General features: G+C 37.2%; 18 protein-coding genes. 11 read left to right on the forward strand and 7 right to left on the reverse strand.

Annotated elements, in window-relative coordinates; all coding sequences use genetic code 11:
* The first annotated feature begins 32 nt into the window (after window positions 1-32).
* Window positions 33-1,571: a replicative DNA helicase gene (dnaB, locus tag KEM10_RS11800; protein ID WP_212216207.1), complete on the forward strand. Its 1,539-nt coding sequence runs from the start codon at window positions 33-35 to the stop codon at window positions 1,569-1,571.
* 117 nt (window positions 1,572-1,688) lie between these two features.
* Window positions 1,689-2,561, forward strand: coding sequence for an SDR family NAD(P)-dependent oxidoreductase (locus KEM10_RS11805; RefSeq protein ID WP_212216208.1), 873 nt, complete (start codon window positions 1,689-1,691; stop codon window positions 2,559-2,561).
* 21 nt (window positions 2,562-2,582) lie between these two features.
* On the opposite strand, the gene rlmD is transcribed toward KEM10_RS11805, so the two are convergent.
* Window positions 2,583-3,992 carry a 23S rRNA (uracil(1939)-C(5))-methyltransferase RlmD gene (gene rlmD / locus KEM10_RS11810; RefSeq protein ID WP_212216209.1) on the reverse strand — a complete coding sequence of 470 codons (1,410 nt, stop codon included), beginning with the start codon at window positions 3,990-3,992 and terminating at the stop codon, window positions 2,583-2,585.
* A 211-nt stretch (window positions 3,993-4,203) separates the two neighbouring features.
* On the opposite strand from rlmD, the gene queF reads away from it, so the two are divergent.
* A complete protein-coding gene (gene queF, locus KEM10_RS11815) occupies window positions 4,204-4,644 on the forward strand; it encodes a preQ(1) synthase (RefSeq protein WP_212216210.1) in 441 nt (146 codons plus the stop codon).
* Window positions 4,645-4,690: 46 nt separating this feature from the next.
* Here queF and KEM10_RS11820 read toward each other — a convergent pair whose 3' ends face one another.
* The 4 genes from KEM10_RS11820 to KEM10_RS11835 all read right to left on the reverse strand — a co-directional run bounded on the left by KEM10_RS11820 (window position 4,691) and on the right by KEM10_RS11835 (window position 10,495).
* Window positions 4,691-4,873 carry a hypothetical protein gene (locus KEM10_RS11820; protein ID WP_212216211.1) on the reverse strand — a complete coding sequence of 61 codons (183 nt, stop codon included), beginning with the start codon at window positions 4,871-4,873 and terminating at the stop codon, window positions 4,691-4,693.
* Window positions 4,874-4,910: 37 nt separating this feature from the next.
* The gene (locus tag KEM10_RS11825) at window positions 4,911-8,264 is read right to left on the reverse strand and encodes an Ig-like domain-containing protein (RefSeq protein ID WP_212216212.1); all 3,354 of its coding nucleotides are present in this window, start codon (window positions 8,262-8,264) and stop codon (window positions 4,911-4,913) included.
* A 121-nt stretch (window positions 8,265-8,385) separates the two neighbouring features.
* The gene (locus KEM10_RS11830) at window positions 8,386-9,093 is read right to left on the reverse strand and encodes a class I SAM-dependent methyltransferase (RefSeq protein WP_212216213.1); all 708 of its coding nucleotides are present in this window, start codon (window positions 9,091-9,093) and stop codon (window positions 8,386-8,388) included.
* Between the two features lie 148 nt (window positions 9,094-9,241).
* Window positions 9,242-10,495 carry an aminotransferase class I/II-fold pyridoxal phosphate-dependent enzyme gene (locus KEM10_RS11835; RefSeq protein WP_212216214.1) on the reverse strand — a complete coding sequence of 418 codons (1,254 nt, stop codon included), beginning with the start codon at window positions 10,493-10,495 and terminating at the stop codon, window positions 9,242-9,244.
* 297 nt (window positions 10,496-10,792) lie between these two features.
* Between KEM10_RS11835 and KEM10_RS11840 the strand changes: the two genes are divergently transcribed.
* From KEM10_RS11840 to KEM10_RS11875, 8 genes are all read left to right on the forward strand, one after another.
* On the forward strand, window positions 10,793-11,623 hold the full coding sequence (locus tag KEM10_RS11840) for an outer membrane protein assembly factor BamD (RefSeq protein ID WP_212216215.1): 831 nt from the start codon (window positions 10,793-10,795) through the stop codon (window positions 11,621-11,623).
* A gap of 16 nt (window positions 11,624-11,639) precedes the next feature.
* Window positions 11,640-11,978: a DNA-directed RNA polymerase subunit omega gene (locus tag KEM10_RS11845; protein WP_244825785.1), complete on the forward strand. Its 339-nt coding sequence runs from the start codon at window positions 11,640-11,642 to the stop codon at window positions 11,976-11,978.
* An 83-nt stretch (window positions 11,979-12,061) separates the two neighbouring features.
* Entirely contained in the window at window positions 12,062-13,267 is a 1,206-nt protein-coding gene (gene coaBC, locus KEM10_RS11850; RefSeq protein WP_212216216.1) for a bifunctional phosphopantothenoylcysteine decarboxylase/phosphopantothenate--cysteine ligase CoaBC, read from the forward strand.
* Window positions 13,268-13,286: 19 nt separating this feature from the next.
* A complete protein-coding gene (porD, locus tag KEM10_RS11855; protein ID WP_212216217.1) occupies window positions 13,287-14,183 on the forward strand; it encodes a type IX secretion system protein PorD in 897 nt (298 codons plus the stop codon).
* A gap of 3 nt (window positions 14,184-14,186) precedes the next feature.
* Entirely contained in the window at window positions 14,187-15,842 is a 1,656-nt protein-coding gene (gene recN / locus KEM10_RS11860; protein WP_212216218.1) for a DNA repair protein RecN, read from the forward strand.
* Window positions 15,843-15,978: 136 nt separating this feature from the next.
* Entirely contained in the window at window positions 15,979-16,824 is an 846-nt protein-coding gene (locus KEM10_RS11865) for an enoyl-ACP reductase FabI (RefSeq protein ID WP_212216219.1), read from the forward strand.
* Window positions 16,825-16,999: 175 nt separating this feature from the next.
* Complete coding sequence (gene cysD, locus KEM10_RS11870; RefSeq protein ID WP_212216220.1) at window positions 17,000-17,905, forward strand: sulfate adenylyltransferase subunit CysD; 906 nt, start codon at window positions 17,000-17,002, stop codon at window positions 17,903-17,905.
* 28 nt (window positions 17,906-17,933) lie between these two features.
* Entirely contained in the window at window positions 17,934-19,211 is a 1,278-nt protein-coding gene (locus KEM10_RS11875; RefSeq protein WP_244825787.1) for a sulfate adenylyltransferase subunit 1, read from the forward strand.
* Window positions 19,212-19,629: 418 nt separating this feature from the next.
* On the opposite strand, the gene KEM10_RS11880 is transcribed toward KEM10_RS11875, so the two are convergent.
* Window positions 19,630-21,201, reverse strand: coding sequence for an OmpP1/FadL family transporter (locus KEM10_RS11880; protein WP_212216221.1), 1,572 nt, complete (start codon window positions 21,199-21,201; stop codon window positions 19,630-19,632).
* Window positions 21,202-21,231: 30 nt separating this feature from the next.
* Window positions 21,232-22,758, reverse strand: a complete 1,527-nt coding sequence (locus KEM10_RS11885) for a hypothetical protein (protein ID WP_212216222.1) — start codon at window positions 22,756-22,758, stop codon at window positions 21,232-21,234.
* Window positions 22,759-22,854 lie beyond the last annotated feature (96 nt).

The raw sequence follows: 22,854 nt of genomic DNA on the forward strand, positions 1-22,854 counted from the left end.
TGTTCCCCGCTTTTAATATTCAAAAATCGTTAATGGCTAATAAACAACAATATAATAAAAATACAATGATGAGCAATGAGCTTGGTAAATTGCCACCCCAGGTACTTGATCTGGAGGAAGCAGTTTTAGGAGCTCTGATGCTTGAAAAAGATGCTTTTGTTCAAATATCTGAGCTTTTAAAGCCGGAGCATTTCTACAAAGAAGCTCATCAGTTTATTTATCAGGCCATAATGAATTTGGAGGCGCAGGAGCAACCTGTTGATATGTTAACTGTAACACAGGAGCTCAAACGTCTTGGTAAGATTGAAGAAGTGGGCGGTGCCTTTTATGTGTCGCAATTAACCAGTAAGGTTGCCTCAGCTGCGCATATTGAGTTTCATGCCCGAATTATTTGGCAGAAGTTTTTACAGCGCCGAATGATAGAGATTTCCAGCGAGCTACAGACCAAAGCATACGACGATGGTATTGACGTTAATGATTTGCTGGAAGAGGCTGAAAGTACCTTTTTTATGCTATCGCAAGGTAGTATGAAAAGAGAGGCGGTTCAGATCAACCCTGTTATTCAGGAAGCGATTGACCGTATTAAAGTTGCTGCTGCCAGAGGTGATGGTTTAAGTGGTGTAGCTTCAGGTTTTACTGCTTTAGATAGAATTACTTCAGGTTGGCAAGGATCAGCATTGATTATTATTGCTGCACGTCCTGCTATGGGTAAAACAGCCTTTGTATTATCCATGACTCGCCAAATGGCCTTGAATCATAAAATTCCGGTAGCTATCTTCTCGCTGGAGATGTCAAACGTAGAATTAGTAAACCGTTTGGTAGTTTCCGAAACAGAGTTATCGGCCGATAAAATTAAGAAAGGTAACCTGGCTCCCTATGAATGGGAACAGTTAGATCATAAGATTCAGAACCTTATTGATGCACCAATTTTTGTGGATGATACAGCAGGTTTATCTGTATTTGAATTAAGAGCCAAGTGTAGAAGGTTGAAAAAGCAACATGATATACAGTGTATCATCATTGACTACCTTCAGCTGATGAATGCCAGTGGTATGAGTCCAGGTAACCGTCAGGAGGAGGTAAGTATCATCTCAAGATCATTAAAAGGATTGGCTAAGGAGCTGGATGTTCCGGTGATTGCACTTTCGCAGCTGAATCGTGGTGTGGAATCGCGTGCTGGAAATGAGGGTAAACGTCCGCAGCTGTCCGACCTTCGTGAATCGGGTGCGATTGAGCAGGATGCTGATATGGTGTGTTTTATTCATCGTCCGGAGTATTATAGAATTACTGAGGATGAGCAAGGTAACTCTTTGATTGGTATGGCTGAGATTATTATTGCTAAGCACCGTGCAGGACCAACGGCCGATGTTCGTCTTCGATTTCGTTCGGAGTTGGCACGCTTTCAGGATGTGGAAGAAGATATGTTTGATGATGGAGGTGGTGGCTTTAGTCAGGAACCTGCAGCACAGAGTTTACCTTCAAAAATGAACTCTGGAGGAGAGGATGGAGCACCTAACCTACCTGATTTTCCGGATATGAATGCGGGCTTTGATAAAGATATGCCCTTCTAATTTAATGGTACAGCTTTTATTTTATTATCTTGTCGTTTATAATGCAAGGTAGTTTCTAGTGCCTTCTGTTTTGATGCATTATTATTGCATGAATCATGTAACCTAACCTTTTTGAACATGAACGAGAACAACTCATTAGCTGTTATTACCGGGCCGACAAGTGGAATCGGAAAAGCTTTTGCTCAGGAATTAGCTAATCAGGGATACAATCTTGTTTTAGTCGCCCGCAATAAACCTAAGCTGCAAGAGTTGATTAGGGAACTAACCGATAAGTTCAATGTTAAAATAAAAGGTGTCGATGCTGATTTGTCTGTAGCAGAGGATATAGCCAAAGTTGAGAAAGTTATTTCATCGTTATCAAGAATTGATTTGTTAATTAATAATGCCGGTTTTGGGGTTGGAGGTTATTTTATAGAGGTTCCTCTATCGAAACAACTGGATATGCTAACTGTGCATTTGAATAGTACTATTCGATTCTGCCGTGCTGCAATTCCTGTAATGGCCAATCAGAAGGTAAAAGGGAATATTATTAATGTTGCTTCTTTTGCAGTGTTTATTGATGTCCCTGGAAATGTAATGTACAGTACAACAAAGTCAGCAGTTGTTCATTTTTCAAAGACATTACAATGCGAGGTTAAAGATTACAACATAAAAATACAGGCCTTGTGTCCGGTATTTACTCCAACATCTTTTCATGAGTCTATCAATCGTGATTTGTCTTTTATGAAGAATATTCCTGATTTCTTTTGGACTCCGGTTGATGATGTTATCAATAGCTCCTTAAATGGGCTTCATTCAGGCAGTGTAATATGTATACCCGGGCGATTTAATAAATTGATCTATTGGTTTAATAAATTCCCTTTATTTTCAATTTTAATACAAAAGCTGACATTAATGCTGAATAATAGGGATAAGGCTCCGGTTATTAATGAAATAGACGAAAAGAAAAAGGAAAAAGTGAGTCTTGTTGAAAGTGAAGTAGTTGATTAAAAAAAGGCGCAAATGCGCCTCTTATCTTCTCTCCAGTAGTACTACATTTTCTACATGGTGTGTATGTGGAAACATATCTACTGGTTGTATCTTAGTTACTCTGTATCGAATATCAAGTAAGTTTATATCTCTGGCCTGAGTTGCGGAGTTGCAGCTTACATATACAATTTTGTCTGGTGCTGAATTTAAAATAGTTTGCACCACATCGGCATGCATCCCGGCTCTTGGTGGATCAACAATCATAACATCCGGATGACCATTCTTGGTTAAAAAATCGTAATTCAAAACGTCTTTCATATCACCAGCATAAAAGCTGGTATTGGTGATGTTGTTCAGTTTCGAATTCTCAATAGCATCTTCAATGGCTTCAGGCACATATTCAACACCGATAACTTTTTTTGCCTGACGAGCCACAAAATTAGCAATGGTTCCGGTTCCTGTGTAAAGGTCGTAAACTATATCATTACTTTTTATATCTGCGAATTCACGAGTTACCTTATACAGTTCATAAGCCTGCTCAGAATTAGTTTGATAAAAGGATTTAGGACCAATTTTAAATTGAAGTCCTTCCATCTCTTCAAAAATATGATCGCGACCACTGAATAATTCTATATTCTGATCTGTAATGGTATCATTCGCTTTTGAATTAATCACATAAAGTAATGATGTGATTTGAGGGAATGTATCCTTGATGTGATTTAATAGCTTTTCTCTATTCTCTTTATCTTCATGAAAAAGAGTAAGAATAACCATTATCTCACCAGTAGATGATGTTCTGATAATTAATGTACGCAGAAAACCTTCCTGTTTCTTCAGATCAAAGAAAGTAAGGTTATTCTCAAACGCATATTTCTTTATTTCTAAGCGAATCTGGTTCGATGGATCGGATTGAAGATGACATTTGTTTACATCAATTACTTTGTCAAACATACCTGGTATATGAAAACCAACTCCGTTTCGTTGAGCTATTTCTTCTCCCGAATTGAGCTCTTCAAAAGATAACCATCGGTTATTCGAAAAGGTGAATTCCAGTTTATTTCGATAAAAAGCAGTTTTGTCTGAACCTTTAATCGGCATTGATTCGGGAAGTTCAATCTTACCAATGCGTTGAAGGTTGCTTAATACTTCGCGCTCTTTGTATTTAAGCTGATGCTCATAAGGAAGAGCCTGCCATTTACAGCCACCACAGGTGCCAAAATGCTCACAAATTGGTTCGGTTCTGATCTCGCTGTATTTATGGAAATGCACCGGATATCCTTCGTAGTAACTTTTGCGCTTTTTATTAACTTGTACATCCACTATATCGCCCGGTACCACCTTTTGAACGAAAACCACACGGTCTTCAATACGGCATAATCCTTTGCCTTCGGCTGCTACATCAGTTATTTCAACTTGTTTTAGTAGCGGTTTATTTCTTCTTGATCTACCCACTGTATCATCATTTTTCGGCCGCAAAAATAGGCAAAATAGTTGAAAAGATTACTTCAAGAGAGCAATTAAGGATCGCATCTGATTAACCAAATTTGCAAACAGATGCGATCCTTAATTGCTTTTACAGGCATTTCCAAATCTTTAGTCGGTCAGTAATGATTATTTATGTAATTTTGTTGATCAAAAGCAAAACAATTAAAAATAGAAATTGATGGAAGAGAAAGTATTAACTTTTAAAGATATTGATTCGAGTATTTTAAAGTCATTGCCAAATCCAACAGGAGAAGCTTATGAGATAAAAATTAAAATACCTGAATTCACCTTTTTAGGTGTAAAGAAGCAGCCTGACTTTGCTGATGTATTTATTACTTTTTATCCTAAAAAGCGAATTATTGAGTTGAAGTCGTTAAAAGAGTATGTTTACCACTTACGTAATATCACCGTTTCATACGAGCGTTTGATAAACGTTTTCTACGATCATATGATGGAAACGTATGATCCGGAACGCATGCGAATTACCATGGTTTGTAATCCACGCGGGGGAATCAGTTCAAAATTAACAGTTGATTCTGATTGGAAAGTCAGAGGAGGAAAAGAAAACTTTAGCGACTGGAAAAATAACCTGGAAGATACCTGGAGTGTAACAATGTAATTACCACTTGATAGAAAAAGAAAATCCCGCCATTGGCGGGATTTTTTTATTTTGTTTCATCAAACGGATTTGATTCAAAATTATTTTGTTGTAGAGGTTCGGATTGATTGGCAACAGGCGGCAAATCTGGTCCGGGAGGACCACTTTCGCTTGCCATCACAAGGCTAATTGAATTATCTACCTTGAATATTTCTATTTGAGGTTTTATATATGTTTTCTTATTATTCATTAACGATACTCTTAGCAACAAATTAACCTATTTTTTATTACTTCAGCAAAACTTTTTGGGCAAATGAACTCTGATTATCAAAGATTCTAACAATCACAATGCCTTTATAAGATATTTGAATCAATGATTTTGATTCTTCCTGTATAATTCCATTTTTTATTGTTCTACCATCGAGAGTTGTGATTTCATATTTCTTGCCAGCTATAGTATTTCCTTCTACAATAATTTGATCGTTGTTTCCATAAATTCTAATGTTTTCTTGCTCATTAGAGTCAATAGAAGTACTTAATTCATTTTCTATATGAATAATAAAACGATCATTGTTATTACCAGATTTATTTACAGAGAAAGAATATGAATCTTGTTCTGATAAATTAATAATCGTTTCATTATAGGTATCTTCTAATAGCACCTTTTTGTTCGTAGGTATATTACTCAATTCAACTGCTTTTATTGAGAAACTTCCAGTCTTGGGAGCTCTAAAACCTATATGAATAGAAATGTCCTCAGTTGTTAGTGCTGCTTTACTATTTATAGCAAGAGAGTTAAATGGTTCTATCGTATAGATTTGAAAGTAATTTTTGTTAGAGCTAAATTTTTTCTCTGCATCATATTTATCTTGTAGGTTGTCACAAAGATCTGAGAATGCAATAGCTGTTTCATCCTTGAATGAGTCATTAAAGCCTGCTAACTTAATTCTAACAGAAGAAGATGATTTAGTAGATTTTAGAATTGTTTTTGAGTTGCTTACAAGAGAGGTTTTGGGTAAAGTTATAGATCCTGAAGTGTAGTTACCTTCCAAAACTTTTAGCCAGAAAGAATGGTTGGAAGGTATTTCTCCGTTATTTAAATTTATCCCTCCTGCAATAGGACTATATGTACCATATAGGCCTTGATCATTCAGATATATCCATATTGCATCAACAATATCTACTTTCAAAGCTTCGTCAATTAGATCCCAGTTTATGGAAGCTGGATATGGATTTCCAACTAGGTTCCACCCCAGACCTGCATTGGCTGTTCTTAAAAGTGGAATTAAATACTGATTTGCATCATTAATAGCACCAGAAAACTCAAGATTGCTGTATGAGTATAGAAGATATCCTGTTCCAGTACTTAAAAAATCATTTCCCGTCATCCAAGCATAACTATCCAATGTATTATCGTAGTAAGACATGCCGTAATCACAACCAATATCATTCATGGTAACCCCGGATACCGGAGAGGAAATGTAATAAGCATTACTTGAGGAACTAATTCGTTGATGAATGTGCACATTTGAATTATCGACAGAAATAGAACCATTATTTATCAAAGAAGCATTACCTATAAGTTCATCATTAGATGAATTCAATGTGAGATCACCGTTAACAGTAAGATCACCATTAGTAGTGATGCTAAGTGAAGCTCCGGCATCTATCAAAATATTTTGAATGGTTGTTGCCCCATCAATGACAGGCATGTTAGTTGCTGTTGAAAGAATGTGAACACTGGCACCTTCATTGAAATTACCATCCCAGTTTTGGTTGGCTGTCCAATCAGAGGAATTGCCTCCGTTCCATGTGACATAGCTGTCAGTTGAAAAAGAGGCGGTAGAAGAGCTTAGTTGTTGATTTCCATAGTAATCTTCTACTGCAACTATTGTTACATCATAACCGGAGTTGTCATTTAGAGGTTCGTCTGGAGAAATGGTTATAATTGATTTTGTGGCATCAATAGTTGCCGTAAATGCAACTGGGTTTGCCGGATTAAGAAGGAAAGTAATTAAGCTGGCAACATTAGAATTGTCTATAATGGTGCCATCAAGCATTCTTACAGGTTCATCAAAAGTAATAACAACATTCGTTAAAATGGATACGTTATTTGCTCCATCTATTGGATTAAATGTAGCAACAGGAGGATTTCTCTCCAATGTTGTAAACGGTATTTGAATCACTTCAGAATCCAGAGATCCAGCACTTGAAGTGGCAACTAAGTACATGTAATAAGTAGTTTCGGCAGTAAGGCTTGAAATATCAAGTGTTTCTCCAAAATTAGTATCGGTTGTCATAGTCCCTGGGCTACCTGAATTACTAATTAAGGCAGCTGAGCCATCTCCATCAAATCCATTTTTTACTTGGGAAGCTGTTGGCATGCTTGCACTTGCAGAAATAATATAATTATATGTTCCGTCTTTATCTGTTTGGCCAACAAAGTCAATATTAGCAAGAGTTAAGTTTTCGGTGAAAGGATAGCCATCTGCCCAGATTGGAACCCCAACAGTGGTAAAACGCCAATTATTCGATTCTGAATTGTTGATACCTGTAAAAACAGAACCGTAAGTTGTTTCAATAACACCATTGGGTATGGTGATATAATATTGAGTGTTTATATCTAAATTCTGTCTAAGAGATATTGATAATTTGTTATTTGTAATGTCTAATAGAGGATCAATGTTGCCAGGCTCAATAATGAAATTTTGTACCGGATTTCCAGTAGATTGATCATAAATCCTAATGTAATACGTTAAAGAGATATCAGCCCATTGAATATCTTGGTTAAAAGTTAATTGGGGATTTTGGTCAACAGGAACACTTGTTGCATTTTGAATAGGTAAGTAAGAACTAATAGCAAAAGGAATTGCGGTTGTAAAATCAACTGCTGTGGCTGGCCCAGACGGAGCTCCTGACTCGATATATTCATTATCATAAGTAGTGGGATTGTAAAAATAAGAAACACAATAAGCTGTGTATTCAGTTCCACTAGTCAAGCCTGAAATAATAGTCGAATATACTTCATCTGAATTGTTTACTGTAATTGTGTTTGTTGCAAGAGCATTTACTTCGCCAATAGTAGCTCCAGCATCTCTTGATTTTACCAGGATTTTTGTATAATATGTGTTGCCTTCAGTATTTGTCAGGTTAGTATTGAAAGTTATTTGTGTTTCTTGAATTTCTGAGGCATTTGGATAGCTGTCTGCGTAACTGGGTGGAGGAGTTGCTGAAGTTGTAAAATCAACAGCAGTTGCAGGGTTCGAAAGAGCTCCCTCTAAGTACTCATTAGAATAGGTTAGAGGATTATAAAAATAAGAAACACAATAGGCTGTGTAATCTGTTTCACTTGATAGGCCAGTTATGTCAATTGAGAATTCTTGATCTGCACTATTCACTGTTATTGTATAGGATGCTAAAGCATTTACTTCTCCTACAGCAGCTCCAGCATCTCTAGATTTTATGAGTATTTTAGTGTAATATGTATTACCACCAGTGTTTGTAATATTTGTGTTAAAGGTAATTTGTGTTGCTTCAATATTAGTGATATTTGGATACCCACTGGTATAGGCTTGCCCAAATCCCAAATTACTAACCAACAAAAAAGCTGATGCAATTAAAAATGCGTAAATATTTTTCATTCTGAATGTATTTTAACCCTTACAATAGTTAATGCAAATTTAAAACTTTGAGTTTATACGTGTTGTATAACTAAAATGTTTTGATGAATTTATATTATATAATGATAAACGGTTATTCCTATTATTTAAGTATAAGTTGTGCAAGGTAGTCGTAGTGAGGGCCATCTATGATTTTTTTAAATTCAAAGCCATTTTCGATAGCTTTCTCCTCTAATAATGCGGGATCGATAAAAAGCCATGGAAAAGGTTTAGTTTTATGATTTTTGTACTTCATGGTATAAATAACCTCCCCGTAATAGTTCTCCATGGGAACCATCATATAACTGTCTTCGTCAATAAAAAGGTAGCGTAAGTCGGAACTGTCTAAAAGTATTTGTCCGCCTGGCTTTAAATGCTTTTTTAGTGTTTGCAGAAAATGATCCAGATTTTTTAAGGTGCCAGCCAGTCCAATGCCATTCATCATTAATAGCAGGGTGTCATATTTTATATTGGTGTCAAACTTATAGAAGTCGACTTGATAATAGCTTTTGATGCCTTTTTGTAAAGCAGCCTCTTTGCATCCTGCAGAGGTGTCGAGGCAATCCACTTCCAAACCTTTTTGTTGCAGATAAAGAGCATGACATCCCACACCTGCTCCAATATCCAAGACTTTACCTTTGCAATGCATCAGTGCTTTTTGCTCTATCTCGGGCATTTCGTTAAACGTCCGAAATAAATAATCAACTGGTATTTGGTCGTCTTCGGCAATGTTGGATCTTACTCTTATTGATAATCCCCTTTTACCACCCATGTAATCAAGGGCAGCTTGTCCCATTGGATCGTTCTGCATAGTGTTAATTATTAGACTGCAAAAATACAAAATTAGATGCAAGGATAGGCTTTAAAAATGGTTGAAATCACCTTTAATACTTCACTAGTATTTAAAATAAAAAAAGCCGGCTCAATGAACCGGCTTTTGAATGAATGTATGAATGTTATTACAATACATTAGCAATTTTATCAGACTTGTATTTACCAGCCTTCAGCTTTTCTTTTACTTCAGAGAATGCTTTAATTGTATATTCAACATCTTCTAAAGTATGAGCAGCTGTAGGAATAATACGAAGCATAATCTGATCTTTAGGAATTACCGGGTAAACTACAATAGAACAGAAAATGTTGTAGTTCTCGCGTAAATCCATTGTCAACTGTGTAGCTTCAGGTACATCACCTTCCAGAAATACAGGAGTAACCGGAGATTCTGTTTTACCCAAGTTAAATCCTTCTTTCTTCAAACCTGATTGAAGGGCATCTACAACTTTCCAAAGATTTGCTTTGTGTTCTGGTTGATCGCGTAGCATTTCTAATCTTTTTAATGCACCCATCACCATAGGCATAGGTAATGATTTTGCAAAGATCTGAGAACGCAAGTTATAGCGTAAGTAGCTAACAACTTCTTCACTACCTGCTACAAATCCACCAATACCGGCCATTGATTTGGCGAAAGTACTGAAGTGAACATCAATCTCGTCAGTTACACCATAGTATTCAGGTACACCTGCACCAGTTTTACCCATGGTACCAAATCCGTGAGCATCGTCAACCAATATTCTAAAGTTAAACTTCTCTTTAAGCTTAACAATGTCTTTTAAATTACCTAAGTCACCTGCCATACCAAAAACACCTTCGGTAATCAAAAGAATACCTCCACCTGTTTCATTTGCTTTTTTGGTAGCAAACTCAAGCATTTTCTCACACTTGGCCATATCGTTGTGAGCAAAAACAAAGCTTTTACCACCTTTAGCCTTATGTAAGAATACACCATCCATGATACAAGCGTGTGACTCTGAGTCGTACACAATAACGTCTTTGCGTCCAACCAGTGTATCAATAATAGATACCATTCCCTGGTATCCGTAGTTTAATAAATATGAGTCTTCTTTTCCAACAAACTCTGCCAATTGTGATTCTAACTCTTCGTGTTTGCTGGTGTGACCTGACATCATACGGGCACCCATTGGGTAAGCCATTCCATACTCAGCTGCTGCATCAGCATCAGCTTTTCTAACATCAGGATGGTTAGCTAAACCTAAATAGTTATTTAAACTCCAGGTTAGTACTTCTTTACCTCGGAATTTCATTTTAGGACTAATCTCTCCCTCCAGTTTTGGGAACATGAAATATCCATGAGCTTCCTTACCATATTGGCCCAAAGGACCCATGTGTGCTTTTATCTTATCGAAAATGTCCACGTTACTGAGCTTTAAAATTTCGGGCAAATGTAATGTTTTTGACAGTGATTGAGAAAAAAACACGTTAAAAAAATCTAAACATGTCGCATATCATATTGTTATCTTTAGGTTCTAGTTGGTGCTTAACGACTGGTAGTTAGGCGGAATGAGGGTGTTTAACCGTTGGGTGACTACTGAAAACTAATATGTTTTGGGTGTTGTGAGGTTGTAATGTAAAGTTTATCTTTGCATGATGTTTAAATACGAATCTTTTTAATTGCCCGTTAAAGAATTGAGAAAAACATTTAGTAAAACTTTATGAGATTAAGAAACGTATCTTTGCTTATTTTATTTATTACCAGTTTGGTAGCAGGTGGCTGTAGTAAATATCAGAAGTTGTTAAAAAGTCAGGATTACGAGTTATGGTATACAGAGGCCATGGCTTATTATGAGAAAGAAGACTACACAAGAGCTTCAACTTTACTGAGTCAGCTGGTTAATATTTACCGCGGAACAGAAAGGGCAGAAGAATTGAATTATGTATATGCAAATTGTTTATATGGATTAAACAATGACTTATCTGCAGGACATTATTATCGCGAGTTTGTGAAGAACTTTCCTGTCAGTGATAAGGCTGAAGAATGTATGTATATGAGTGCAATAACTTATTATAATATGTCACCTAAGCCTCGGTTGGATCAAACTCCTACCGAACAAGCAATTCAGGAGTTTCAGTTGTTTATAAATATGTATCCGAATAGCTCTAGGGTTGAGGAGGCTACTTTGTTAATGGATGAGTTGCGTGATAAATTAGTATATAAGTCGTACCTGAATGCCAAGTTATATTACGATTTGGGTGATTACATGGGTAACAACTATATGTCGGCTGTAATTGCGGCTCAGAATAGTTTAAAAGATTTTCCAGATACTAAATATCGCGAAGAATTATCATTTCTTATTTTGGAGTCAAAATATATTCAGGCTGTTAAAAGTGTAGAGGAAAAGAAAGTAGATAGATTACGCGATGCCATTGATGAATATTACACATTTGTGAATGAGTTTCCGGAAGGAAAGTATAAAAGACGAGCGGATAAAATTCTGAGCGATTCAGAATCAATGCTAGAAGGATATAATAAAGAAGAAGTATAATAAATCAGAAATAGATATGTCAATCGATTACAAAAAGACGAGTGCACCGGTTTCTACCATTACATGGGATAAAAACGTGTTATCACAAGATACTGACAATATTTATGAGTCGGTGGTGGTAATTGCCAAACGTGCTAATCAGATCAGCTCTGAGATGAAGGATGAACTGAATAAGAAACTTCAGGAGTTTGCATCTTACACTGATAACCTGGAAGAGGTTTTTGAAAACCGTGAGCAGATTGAGATTTCTCGATTCTATGAGCGCTTACCAAAGCCAGTTTGTATTGCTGCTCAGGAATTTGTTGATGGTAATGTTTATCATCGCAATCCGGATAAAACAGAAGCCGGCGAATAATTTCTAATCAATCCGGTTTTAATGATATTAAAATAAAGATAAAAGGAGGCTGTAACTTCTTTTATCTTTTTTTATTTTAGGGTATGCTAAAAGGTAAAAAGTTTATTCTTGGAATTTCCGGTGGTATTGCTGCCTATAAATGTGCTCATTTAACTCGTTTACTGGTTAAGGAGGGCGCTGAAGTACAGGTTTTGATGACGAAAATGGCAAAGGAGTTTATTACTCCTTTAACCATGGCAACTTTATCAAAACGTCCTATTTTAGTTGAGTTTTACAATCCTGAAAATGGAGATTGGAATAGTCATGTTGATACCGGTTTATGGGCTGATGCCATGATTGTGGCTCCGGCAACTGCTAATACAATGGGTAAGATGGCCAATGGTATAGCTGATAATTTGCTTATCACTACCTATCTTTCTGCCCGATGTCCGGTGTTTGTGGCTCCAACCATGGATTTGGATATGTATAAACATCCTTCAACTACCCGTAATATGGAACTGTTACGTTCATATGGTAATATGTTGATTGAGCCTGGAGCAGGAGAATTGGCTAGTGGACTGGTGGGTAAAGGTAGAATGGCTGAACCGGAAGAGATAGTGGAAAACCTGAATGCTTACTTTAAAAAAAAAGCATCTAAAAAGCTAGTTGGTAAAAAAGTATTGGTAACTGCAGGACCAACTCATGAAAAGATTGATCCTGTGCGTTTCATTGGAAATTACTCGTCGGGTAAGATGGGTTTTGCCATTGCCGAAGAATTGGCTGCAAGAGGAGCAGAGGTAACACTTGTTAGTGGGCCCAGTAGCTTAAAATGTAATCATGCAGGAATTAAGCGGCTTGATGTGGTAAGTGCTGCAGAAATGCATGAAGCATGTGTTAAGGTGTTTCCCAATAGTGATGTGGCAATTATGTCGGCGGCTGTTGCGGATTATACTCCGGCTGCTCCGGCAGATCAAAAGATGAAGCGAAAATCCGACACATTATCAATAGAGTTAAAATCAACGGTAGATATTGCCAAGGCATTAGGATCGGTTAAAAATGAGAAGCAGTTATTGGTTGGATTTGCCTTGGAAACCAATGATGAACAACAGAATGCTCTTAAAAAGCTGGAGTCCAAAAATCTGGATATGATTGTTTTGAATAGTTTACAAGATAGTGGTGCCGGCTTTAATGTTGATACTAATAAGATTACAATTATCAATAAACAAAATAAGAAGATAGATTTTTCGTTGAAATCTAAAGCGGAAGTGGCGAGTGATATTATTGACGAGATGGAACGCTTAATGAAATAATCATTTAAAACATAGTTATATGTTACGAGTTATTGTTGTACTATTTCTTCTTATTACTGGCTTTCAGATAAAGGCCCAGGAATTTCAGTGCGCTGTTCAGGTGGTTTCGCCTAGTATTCAGGGATCAAATAAAAAGGTGTTTGAAACATTGCAGACGGCCATCAGAGAATTTATGAATAACCAAAACTGGACCAATGATGTTTTTAAACCCGAAGAGCGCATTGATTGTAATATCATGATTAATGTTGCCGAAATGATTTCGGTGGATGAATTCAGAGCTTCTATTCAAATACAAGCTCGTCGTCCGGTTTATAACTCGTCTTATTATACAGTTATATTTAACCATCAGGATCAGGATCTTCATTTTAAATATGTGGAGTTTGAACCTCTGGTTTTTAATCCTAACTCATTCGATTCTAATCTGGTTGGGGTGTTGGCCTATTATGCCTATATAATTTTAGGAATGGATTATGATTCGTTTTCATCCAATGGAGGAACGGACTATTTCAGACAAGCCGAACAGATTGTTAATCAGGCGCAGGGATCTAGTTTTGCAGGATGGAAGTCGTTTGATAGTCAGCGTAACCGTTATTGGTTAACCGAAAATATTTTAAATGAATATCACCGTCCTTTGCGAAAAACAATGTACACATATCATCGAAAAGGATTGGACATAATGAATGAAAAACCAGAAGAGGGACGGGCTGAAATATTAAAAAGCCTCGAGGATCTTCGAAAGGTTTATCGACAACGTCCGGGATCTTTTTTTATGCAGGTGTTTTTTACCGCTAAAAGCGATGAGTTAGTTAAGATTTTTGAAGAGTCATTCTCCATGGAAAAAAACAATGCAATTCAAGTGTTGCAAGAAGTTGACCCTGCAAATAGTAAAAAGTACGATAAGTTAAGTAGTAATTAAAATATGCTCAAGTCTCTTTCTATATCAAATTATGCACTAATTGATAAGGTTAATATTAACCTCGAAAACGGTTTAACGGTTATAACTGGTGAAACGGGTGCCGGAAAATCTGTATTGCTGGGGGCATTATCCTTAATATTGGGTAATCGAAGTGACTTAAATGCTCTTTTAAACAGAGAGAAAAAATGTGTGGTAGAAGGGGAATTTTTTGTGGGCAATAACGGCCTGAGAGAAGTTTTTGAGAATAATGATGTTGACTTTGAAGAAGATACTATTATTCGTAGGGAAATTTTACCATCAGGTAAATCCAGAGCTTTTGTAAACGATACACCTGTTAATCTTCAGTTTTTAAAAGATATTGGCTCAAAATTGATTGATGTTCATTCTCAGCATCAGAATCTCTTATTAGATGATGTTGGATTTCAAAGAATGGTGGTTGATGCTGTTGCTGATAACCGTTCGCTGCAGAGTGATTACCATAAATCGTATAAAGAGTACAAGACTGTAAAAAATCAAATTGACGAGCTTATAGAAGAGAATAATAAGCAAAAAGACGATTTAGATTACCTTCAGTTTCAGTTTGTACAATTAGATGAGGCTAACCTTGTTGAAGGTGAGTTAGAAGAGCTTGAAAAGCAGTTGCAGGAATTGTCGCATGTAGAGGAGATAAAGGTAAATTTGGCTGAGGTAACAAATGCGTTAACTGAAGAACCTAGAATGGTGGTGGATTCGTTAAGGGATGCTTTGGCTAAAATTCAAAAGATAGAGTCGTTTTTGCATGATGGTGAAGAAGTAGCTCAACGCATTGAGTCGGCATACCTCGATTTAAAGGATCTGGCAGATGATTTAGGTACTCGTGTTGAAGATTTGGAATACGATCCACTTCAAATTCAAAAGGTTCAGGATAGGCTTGACTTAATATATAGTCTTCAGAAAAAACATCATATCGAAAGTATTTCTGAATTGATAGAATTGAAGGATAATCTGCAATCGCAATTAGATAAAATTAATTTCTTTGACGAAGAGTTGAATCAACTCAATAAGAAATTAACAGACCTGGAAAAGCTACTTAAACAAAAAGCAAAAAAGTTGTCTGATTCCAGAAAGAAGGTACTTCCACTTGTTAAGTCAACAGTTGAAAAACAATTGCATGCTTTAGGTATGCCACATGCTAATTTTGTGGTGCAAATGAATGCGACTGAAGATTATTTACCTTATGGGATTGATCATGTTGAGTTTTTATTCTCCGGAAATAAAAACGGATCGCCATCAGCCATAAATAAAGTAGCATCAGGAGGGGAGATGTCAAGAGTAATGCTTAGTATCAAGTCATTACTTTCTTCTGCTAAAGGATTGCCGACTATTATTTTTGATGAGATAGATACAGGAGTATCAGGTGAGGTAGCTGATCAAATGGGTGTGATAATGGCTGAGATGGCTAAGGCTATGCAGGTTGTGAGTATTACTCACTTGCCACAAATCACTGTTAAAGGAAGTCATCATTATAAAGTATTTAAAACCGATAATGAGCATACAACAGTATCTCAAATAAAAAAACTTACCCACGAAGAAAGAGTTGTAGAAGTGGCAAAGATGTTGAGTGGTTCAACTTTGTCGGATGCAGCTATGGAAAATGCACGTATTTTATTGAAAAACTGAACATAGCTTCATAAATTGTAAGAACTAAATTTAACTCTGTTTGTTAATTTAAGCTGAACGAAGTATAAATTTTTTAAACTGTAACTTGTGTTGTGCAACATATACTATATATTTGTGCGCTCAAAAATAAACTGATATGGGATTTGATCTTTTAAAAGGAAAAAGAGGTATTATTTTCGGAGCACTTAATGACATGTCTATAGCATGGAAAGTGGCTGAAAGGGCAGTTGAAGAAGGTGCCCAGATTACTTTGTCAAACACACCCGTTGCTTGTAGAATGGGAGAAGTTGTGGATCTTGGCAAAAAATTAAATGCTGAAATTATTCCTGCGGATGCAACTAATGTTGCTGATCTTGAGAATGTATTTGCAAAGTCAATGGAAGTGTTAGGTGGTAAAATTGACTTCGTATTACACTCTATCGGTATGTCATTGAATGTTCGTAAGAAACGTGTATACCATGATCTTGATTATAACTATTTAAATAAAACACTTGACATTTCTGCTATCTCCTTCCATAAGGTGTTGCAAGTAGGTTTTAAAATGGACGCTATTAGCGAGTGGGGTTCTGTTATGGCTTTAAGCTATGTAGCTGCACAGCGTACTTTTTATGGATACAATGATATGGCAGATGCGAAAGCATTGTTGGAATCTATTGCACGTAGCTTCGGTTATATTTACGGACGCGAGCGTAAAGTGCGTGTTAATACCATTTCTCAATCGCCAACAGTAACTACTGCTGGTAGTGGAGTAAAAGGAATTGATGGTTTGATCGATTTTTCTGAACGTATGTCTCCGCTTGGAAATGCTGATGCAATGGATTGTGCCAATTACTGTATTACGATGTTCTCGGATTTAACAAGAAAGGTAACAATGCAAAACCTTTTCCACGATGGAGGATTCTCCAACGTTGGAATGAGTCTAAGGGCCATGACACAGTACAATAAAAGTTTCGAACAGAACGATCTGAAAGATATGTATTAGAGATTCAAAAGGGTGCCGGAAAGCACCCTTTTTTTATAGGGATTGGTTACTGAAAACCATTATCTTAAATTTTCAAAATCTCTCAATATTCATTACATTTGCGGTCGTTTTTGCAACGATCGGCCACTGAGCTGACAAAGGCTTTAATTATAGTAGGAAAATTTTAAAACTTATCATGGATAAATACCGGATAAATCACCTTAAAGAATTAGAAGCAGAATCTATTTTCGTTATCAGAGAAGTGGCTGCTCAATTCGAGAATCCTGTGATGTTGTTTTCTGGCGGGAAAGACTCAATCGTTATGTTTCACCTTGCTCGTAAAGCATTTTGGCCTGCCAAGGTGCCATTTCCATTAATGCATATCGATACCGGACATAACTTTCCCGAAACAATCGAATATCGCGACCGCGTGATGGAGGAAACAGGTACCAAATGTATTGTTGCTTTGGTTCAGGACTCCATTGATGAAGGAAAAGTAGTGGAGGAAAAAGGATTCAACGCAAGTCGTAACAAGTTGCAAACAGTAACCTTGTTAGATGCCATTGAAAATAATAAGTTCGACGCAGCAATGGGAGGTGGTCGTCGTGATGAGGAAAAAGCACGCGCTAAAGAACGTTTCTTTTCACATCGTGATGAATTTGGTCAGTGGGATCCAAAAAATCAGCGTCCTGAGTTGTGGAATCTGTTTAACGGACGCAAAAATATGGGAGAACACTTCCGTGTGTTCCCTATCAGTAACTGGACTGAGATGGATGTTTGGCAGTATATTTACATGGAGGAGATTGAGTTGCCAAGCTTATACTTTACTCACAAACGAGAAGTGTTTAATCGCGACGGTGTTTGGATGGCGAATGAGCCATGTATGCAATTGAAAGATACTGAGAAGTTAGAAATGAAAGACGTACGTTGTCGTACTATTGGTGATGTTACCTGTACCGGTTTAACATTATCAACAGCCAATACTATTGAGGATATTATTCTTGAAGTGGCAGCAACACGTACAACTGAGCGTGGAGGGCGAGCTGACGATAAAAGGTCGGAATCAGCCATGGAAGACCGTAAGCGCGAAGGATATTTCTAAACTTGTATAATCAGAAAAACACAATATTATGTCCGGAAAAGAATCAGGATATTTAGATATGGAGCTTTTACGATTCACCACTGCTGGTAGCGTGGATGATGGTAAAAGTACTTTAATTGGAAGATTGTTATACGATAGTAAAGCAATTTTCGAAGATCAGATGGAAGCTATTGAACGTGTTAGCGAACGTTCTGGTCACGAGGATGTGAACTTAGCTTTATTAACCGATGGTTTAAAGTCGGAGCGTGAGCAGGGTATCACCATTGATGTGGCTTACCGTTATTTTGCTACTCCAAAACGTAAATTTATTATTGCCGATACTCCGGGACATATTCAGTATACCCGTAACATGGTTACCGGAGCCAGTACTGCTAATGTGGCCTTGATTTTGGTGGATGCACGTCATGGAGTATTAGAACAAACTCTGCGACATGCCTTTATTGCATCTTTGTTGCAAATACCACACGTAATCTTCTGTATCAATAAAATGGATTTGGTTGACTATAACCAGGAAACATTTGAGAAGATTAAAGCTGATATTGATGCTGTTTCATCAAAACTTTCAGTTAAAGATATTCGATTTGTACCCATTAGTGCATTAAAAGGTGATAATGTGGTTGATCGTTCAGAATCAATGGATTGGTATGATGGGCCAACATTAATGTACTTGTTGGAAAATATTCATATCAGTAGTGATATTAATCACGATGATTTCCGTTTTCCTGTTCAATATGTGGTTCGCCCGCAATCTGCTGACTGGCCCGATTATCGTGGTTATGCCGGACGTATTGCATCGGGTGCTGTTCAATTAGGTGATGAAGTAAGTGTATTGCCTAGTGGATTCACTTCAAAAGTGAAAAGTATTGATATGATGGAGGAGTCGCTGGAGGTTGGATTTGCGCCTCAGTCGGTTTCTATCACATTAGAAGATGATATTGATATTAGCAGGGGAGATATGTTGGTGAAATCCAATAACGGATCAAAACCAACATCAAGCCAGGATATAGATGTGATGGTTTGCTGGTTCAATGAGCGTAAGTTGGTACCACGAGGCAAATATGTTATTCGTCATACTTCAGCAGAGGCACGTGCCATGGTAACTGAAGTGTCGTACAAAATGAACATCAATACCCTTGAGAAAAACGAAGAAGATAAAGAAATTGGAATGAATGATATAGCACGTATTAAAGTGCGTACCACTAAGCCATTATTCTTTGATTCATACAGCAGAAACCGTAATACCGGTAGTTTAATTTTAGTTGATGAAGCAACGAATGAAACTGTTGCAGCTGGTATGATTATCTAGTATATGATTACTCAATATATAAAGAGAGAGGAAGTTCTGTGAGCTTCCTCTTTTTTTTTGTTTCCTTATAATTATTGATAAATAAAAATCAAGATCAGATTTACCCTTGTTTGAGTTTTTTTGTTTCTGTACCTCAATGCGGATAAGGGCTGCAGAAGGTGCGCACCTCACTTTTAATTGGTGCGTACCTCGCTCGAGTGAGGTAAGCACTAAGTATGTATGTTGGTGCGCACCAACATACATACTTAGTACTGACTTCGCTTTTTTAACCTATATGTATTGATTGGAAATAATATTTAATTAAATAGTTTGCATCATTTTAGATGGCAATAAAAAAACGAACCGGATGTCCGATTCGTTTTCTGTAGCATATATTTTTAATCTAGCTTCTAGCCTCTAATCTTTAACAACTGAAATTCTAAAACTTCCATCCAAAAGTAAAGGAAGCCTGATGTCTTTTATTCGAAATATTGATTGGCTCATCAAAATATACTCCTTCCCAAATGGTATTATCCGTATGTAGGAAGTAGCTGTCGTCATACATCGTCATGGCATAGGCTGCATCAAAGAAGAAGCTCTTTGCTCTAAAGCCAATGCCTCCGGTAAACATCCATTTATCCATTTTAACATCAACCATGTCATCTTTAAAGGGAGAATCAAGGTAGGCTGCTCCACCTCTAATTGAGAAGTAAGGAACGGGCTTAATCTCAAAACCAGCTTTTACATCGTGACTTAATTTAAAGTATTCTTTTATTTCTTGATTCAAAAGTTCGAAATCTGAAACATATCTTCCTTCAGATGTAATTTTTGATGATTTGTTATCAGTCATTTCGTAATCTAAAGAGAGTAGGGCGATTTTACCAAGTACAAAAGCTACACTACCTTGTGCCCGGTATGGAGTACGATAATTGTATTCAAAGGTACCAATATCTGATTCACTATAGTATTGATCGTAATTTAAGTAGTAGGAACGAATACCGTCGTAATAATCTTCAGTAATGCTATAAAAGGTGGGTGAGTGAAAAGAGGCTCCAATTCGCACAGGGTGCAGGTTCAGGATTAATCCTACTTTACCGTTAATTCCAAATCCATCTTGTTTTAAATTTGAATAAGCGTCGTAATAATCAAGATCGGTATTGTAAGCAGGATCAAAGCCAAAGACATTTATTTCTCTAAAGGTTTTTCGTTCTTCAAATCTAAAAGATTGAAAGTTGATAGAACCGCCTAAAAGTAATTTATTGCTAATATTAGCTCCCAATGTAAATCCGTATTCACCTGAGTATCCGCTTTGCTCAATAAGAAAGTTCTGATTAATCCCGTTGGGATTTCGGTAGGCAATGGTACTGGTTCCATCATCGTTGTCGGTAACAATTTCGTAATGACTAAAATATTCTGTTGAACCCTCGAAAAGAGGATCAATTAAATAGTTTTCGTAAGCAAAGTATGCTCTATCAGTCATTGCTCCAGGAGTGTACCCATTGGCTTCAAGCATTATGTTTGTTAAAAGAGTATTGGCAACAATACCATCAGGCAAGTACTCGTCTGTTATACCAACTCCCATCTGAGAGTTCATTTTGTTATTGAAATCGGCTGTTCTGTTATAAGTAAAACCAAAATGAGTACTCACAACACCTTCCTTTTTTTCTCTTAAGGTTTGAGAGGTAGCTACTCCTCCAATCTGATTAAATGGAAAGCTGTATTCATCCTCGGTACCTGAGAATTGTTTAAAATCAGATTCACTTCTATTAAATGAGAATGATGGTGTAAAAGCAAATTCTGAGCTTCTGTATACAGCAATACCTGCTGGATTTATGCTTATTGCGCTTAAATCACCTCCCAGTGCACCAAATGCATTGGCCATTCCCATCGACCGTGCAGTACCTGTTAATTCTCTTTTGTTAAAACGTAAGGCATCGTCTAATGTTTGGGCGCTTAGGTTTACAGATAGACATAATAAGCCTAATGAAAGTATATAAGATAACTTTTTCATGATTTTATAAATTAGAGTTTTGGTTAAGTTTTATCTTCTACCGCCGCTACGGCTCGATCCACCTGAGCTTCTTGAACTGCCACTACTTCTTGATCCGCCTCCCGACGATCCGCCGCTATAACTTCTTGAGCTGGATCCGCTATAGCTGCTTCTTGAACTAGATCCCGAACTGGAGCTTCTTGAGCTGCTACTACTTGAGCTATAACTGCTACGAGAGCTTCTTGAACTACTGCTACTATAACTGCTTCTTGAACTTGAACTCGAAGGAGTATACGAACTCCTACTGCTACTTGATGAACGAGCAGGTGTATAGCTCGATCGTGATGAAGAGCTTCTGGTAGCACTTGAATACCTGCTAGGCGAACTGCTTGAAGTTCTTGCGCTTGTACTGTTTCGGGCACTCGATGAAGAAGTTCGTGTGTAATTACTGTTTCGGTTGTAACTAGCTCTGGATGAGCTGGTGTAATTATTTGAAGGTGAATAACTCCTTCGGGTGGTTCTTGTAGAACTTACCCTTGCATCTGTACTCTTAGTTGTACCTGTAGCACCTCTTGTATAGGTTCTTCCGGTATTGGTATTGGTAATTACTCTTTGGTTTCTATCGTTATACGAAACTCGTGTATTACCTCTTGTATAAGCATCTCTGCTGATTGTGTTTCTTGTATTTTTTAGTTGGCTGGAAGTTCTTGATGTACTGGCTGCTCTGCTTCCCGATCTGCTCGTGGCGTAATTCATGCCTCGTGGACGATATTCTCTGGGGCGCCCAATTGAGCCTCCGCCACCGTATGGAGGATAATAACCTCCACCACCATACCAACCACCACAGTAATATGGAGGGTAGTTGTACCAACCACAGCCACCATACCAGCCACCCCAACTATACAAAGGGTCCCAGTAACCGCCATAATAAGGCCATCCCCAACCCCATGAAGAATATCCCCAACCCCAATAAAAGGAGAAGTTCCAGCTCCAAGGGTTTCTGTTCATACCGTAATTAAACATGTAATCGTTGTAAATTGGATTACTCCACGTAGGTATCATATAGGCATAATTCCCGTCTACATAAACATTCCAATCATAGGTATTCATGAATACTATGTCGTTGAACAATGGCGATCCGTATGGAATACCTGTAAATGGGCCATGGAATTTTATCAATCGTTCAGCATAATTCTGATCCATTTTTGAGCCTTGGAAGCCATCTACCCAATAACCTGTTTCTTCATTGTAATAAAGTAATGAATCAACCTCTGTTATTGAATCATTGCCTAGAAGCGTAAGGTATTCAGTTTGAATTTGCGAGAAATTGCGATTTTCATCTTGTGCTAATTCCGATTTCTCGTATTCGTATTTGAGCTGTTCAAAATCTTTTTCGTCCTGCTTTTGTACATTGGCATCAGCTTGAACCGGCACATACTTGTTAGAGACGGTTAAAGGTTCTTCATTAGGACTGTAATACAAATCATCCTGAAAGTAACTGCTATCATTCCATTTTGTTGAGCTACATGCTGCAAGAAATGACAGTAAAATAAGGCTTATGAATGGCTTTGAACGCATAATGATTCCTCCAATAGTTGAACGGTTTATTTACTTAAAATTGAGCAAAAAGCGTACCATTAATTTAAAAATTGCAAAAAAAGCTAAAAATTATTA

Origin of the sequence: Carboxylicivirga linearis (assembly GCF_018271995.1) — a bacterium.
Taxonomy (GTDB): domain Bacteria; phylum Bacteroidota; class Bacteroidia; order Bacteroidales; family Marinilabiliaceae; genus Carboxylicivirga; species Carboxylicivirga linearis.

Coding starts and splice junctions, on each gene's coding strand:
- dnaB (WP_212216207.1), top strand. CDS start 33: ATGGCTAATAAACAACAATATAATAAAAATACAATGATGAGCAATGAG.
- KEM10_RS11805 (WP_212216208.1), top strand. CDS start 1,689: ATGAACGAGAACAACTCATTAGCTGTTATTACCGGGCCGACAAGTGGA.
- queF (WP_212216210.1), top strand. CDS start 4,204: ATGGAAGAGAAAGTATTAACTTTTAAAGATATTGATTCGAGTATTTTA.
- KEM10_RS11820 (WP_212216211.1), bottom strand. CDS start 4,873: ATGAATAATAAGAAAACATATATAAAACCTCAAATAGAAATATTCAAG.
- KEM10_RS11825 (WP_212216212.1), bottom strand. CDS start 8,264: ATGAAAAATATTTACGCATTTTTAATTGCATCAGCTTTTTTGTTGGTT.
- KEM10_RS11830 (WP_212216213.1), bottom strand. CDS start 9,093: ATGCAGAACGATCCAATGGGACAAGCTGCCCTTGATTACATGGGTGGT.
- KEM10_RS11840 (WP_212216215.1), top strand. CDS start 10,793: ATGAGATTAAGAAACGTATCTTTGCTTATTTTATTTATTACCAGTTTG.
- KEM10_RS11845 (WP_244825785.1), top strand. CDS start 11,640: ATGTCAATCGATTACAAAAAGACGAGTGCACCGGTTTCTACCATTACA.
- coaBC (WP_212216216.1), top strand. CDS start 12,062: ATGCTAAAAGGTAAAAAGTTTATTCTTGGAATTTCCGGTGGTATTGCT.
- porD (WP_212216217.1), top strand. CDS start 13,287: ATGTTACGAGTTATTGTTGTACTATTTCTTCTTATTACTGGCTTTCAG.
- recN (WP_212216218.1), top strand. CDS start 14,187: ATGCTCAAGTCTCTTTCTATATCAAATTATGCACTAATTGATAAGGTT.
- KEM10_RS11865 (WP_212216219.1), top strand. CDS start 15,979: ATGGGATTTGATCTTTTAAAAGGAAAAAGAGGTATTATTTTCGGAGCA.
- cysD (WP_212216220.1), top strand. CDS start 17,000: ATGGATAAATACCGGATAAATCACCTTAAAGAATTAGAAGCAGAATCT.
- KEM10_RS11875 (WP_244825787.1), top strand. CDS start 17,934: ATGTCCGGAAAAGAATCAGGATATTTAGATATGGAGCTTTTACGATTC.
- KEM10_RS11880 (WP_212216221.1), bottom strand. CDS start 21,201: ATGAAAAAGTTATCTTATATACTTTCATTAGGCTTATTATGTCTATCT.
- KEM10_RS11885 (WP_212216222.1), bottom strand. CDS start 22,758: ATGCGTTCAAAGCCATTCATAAGCCTTATTTTACTGTCATTTCTTGCA.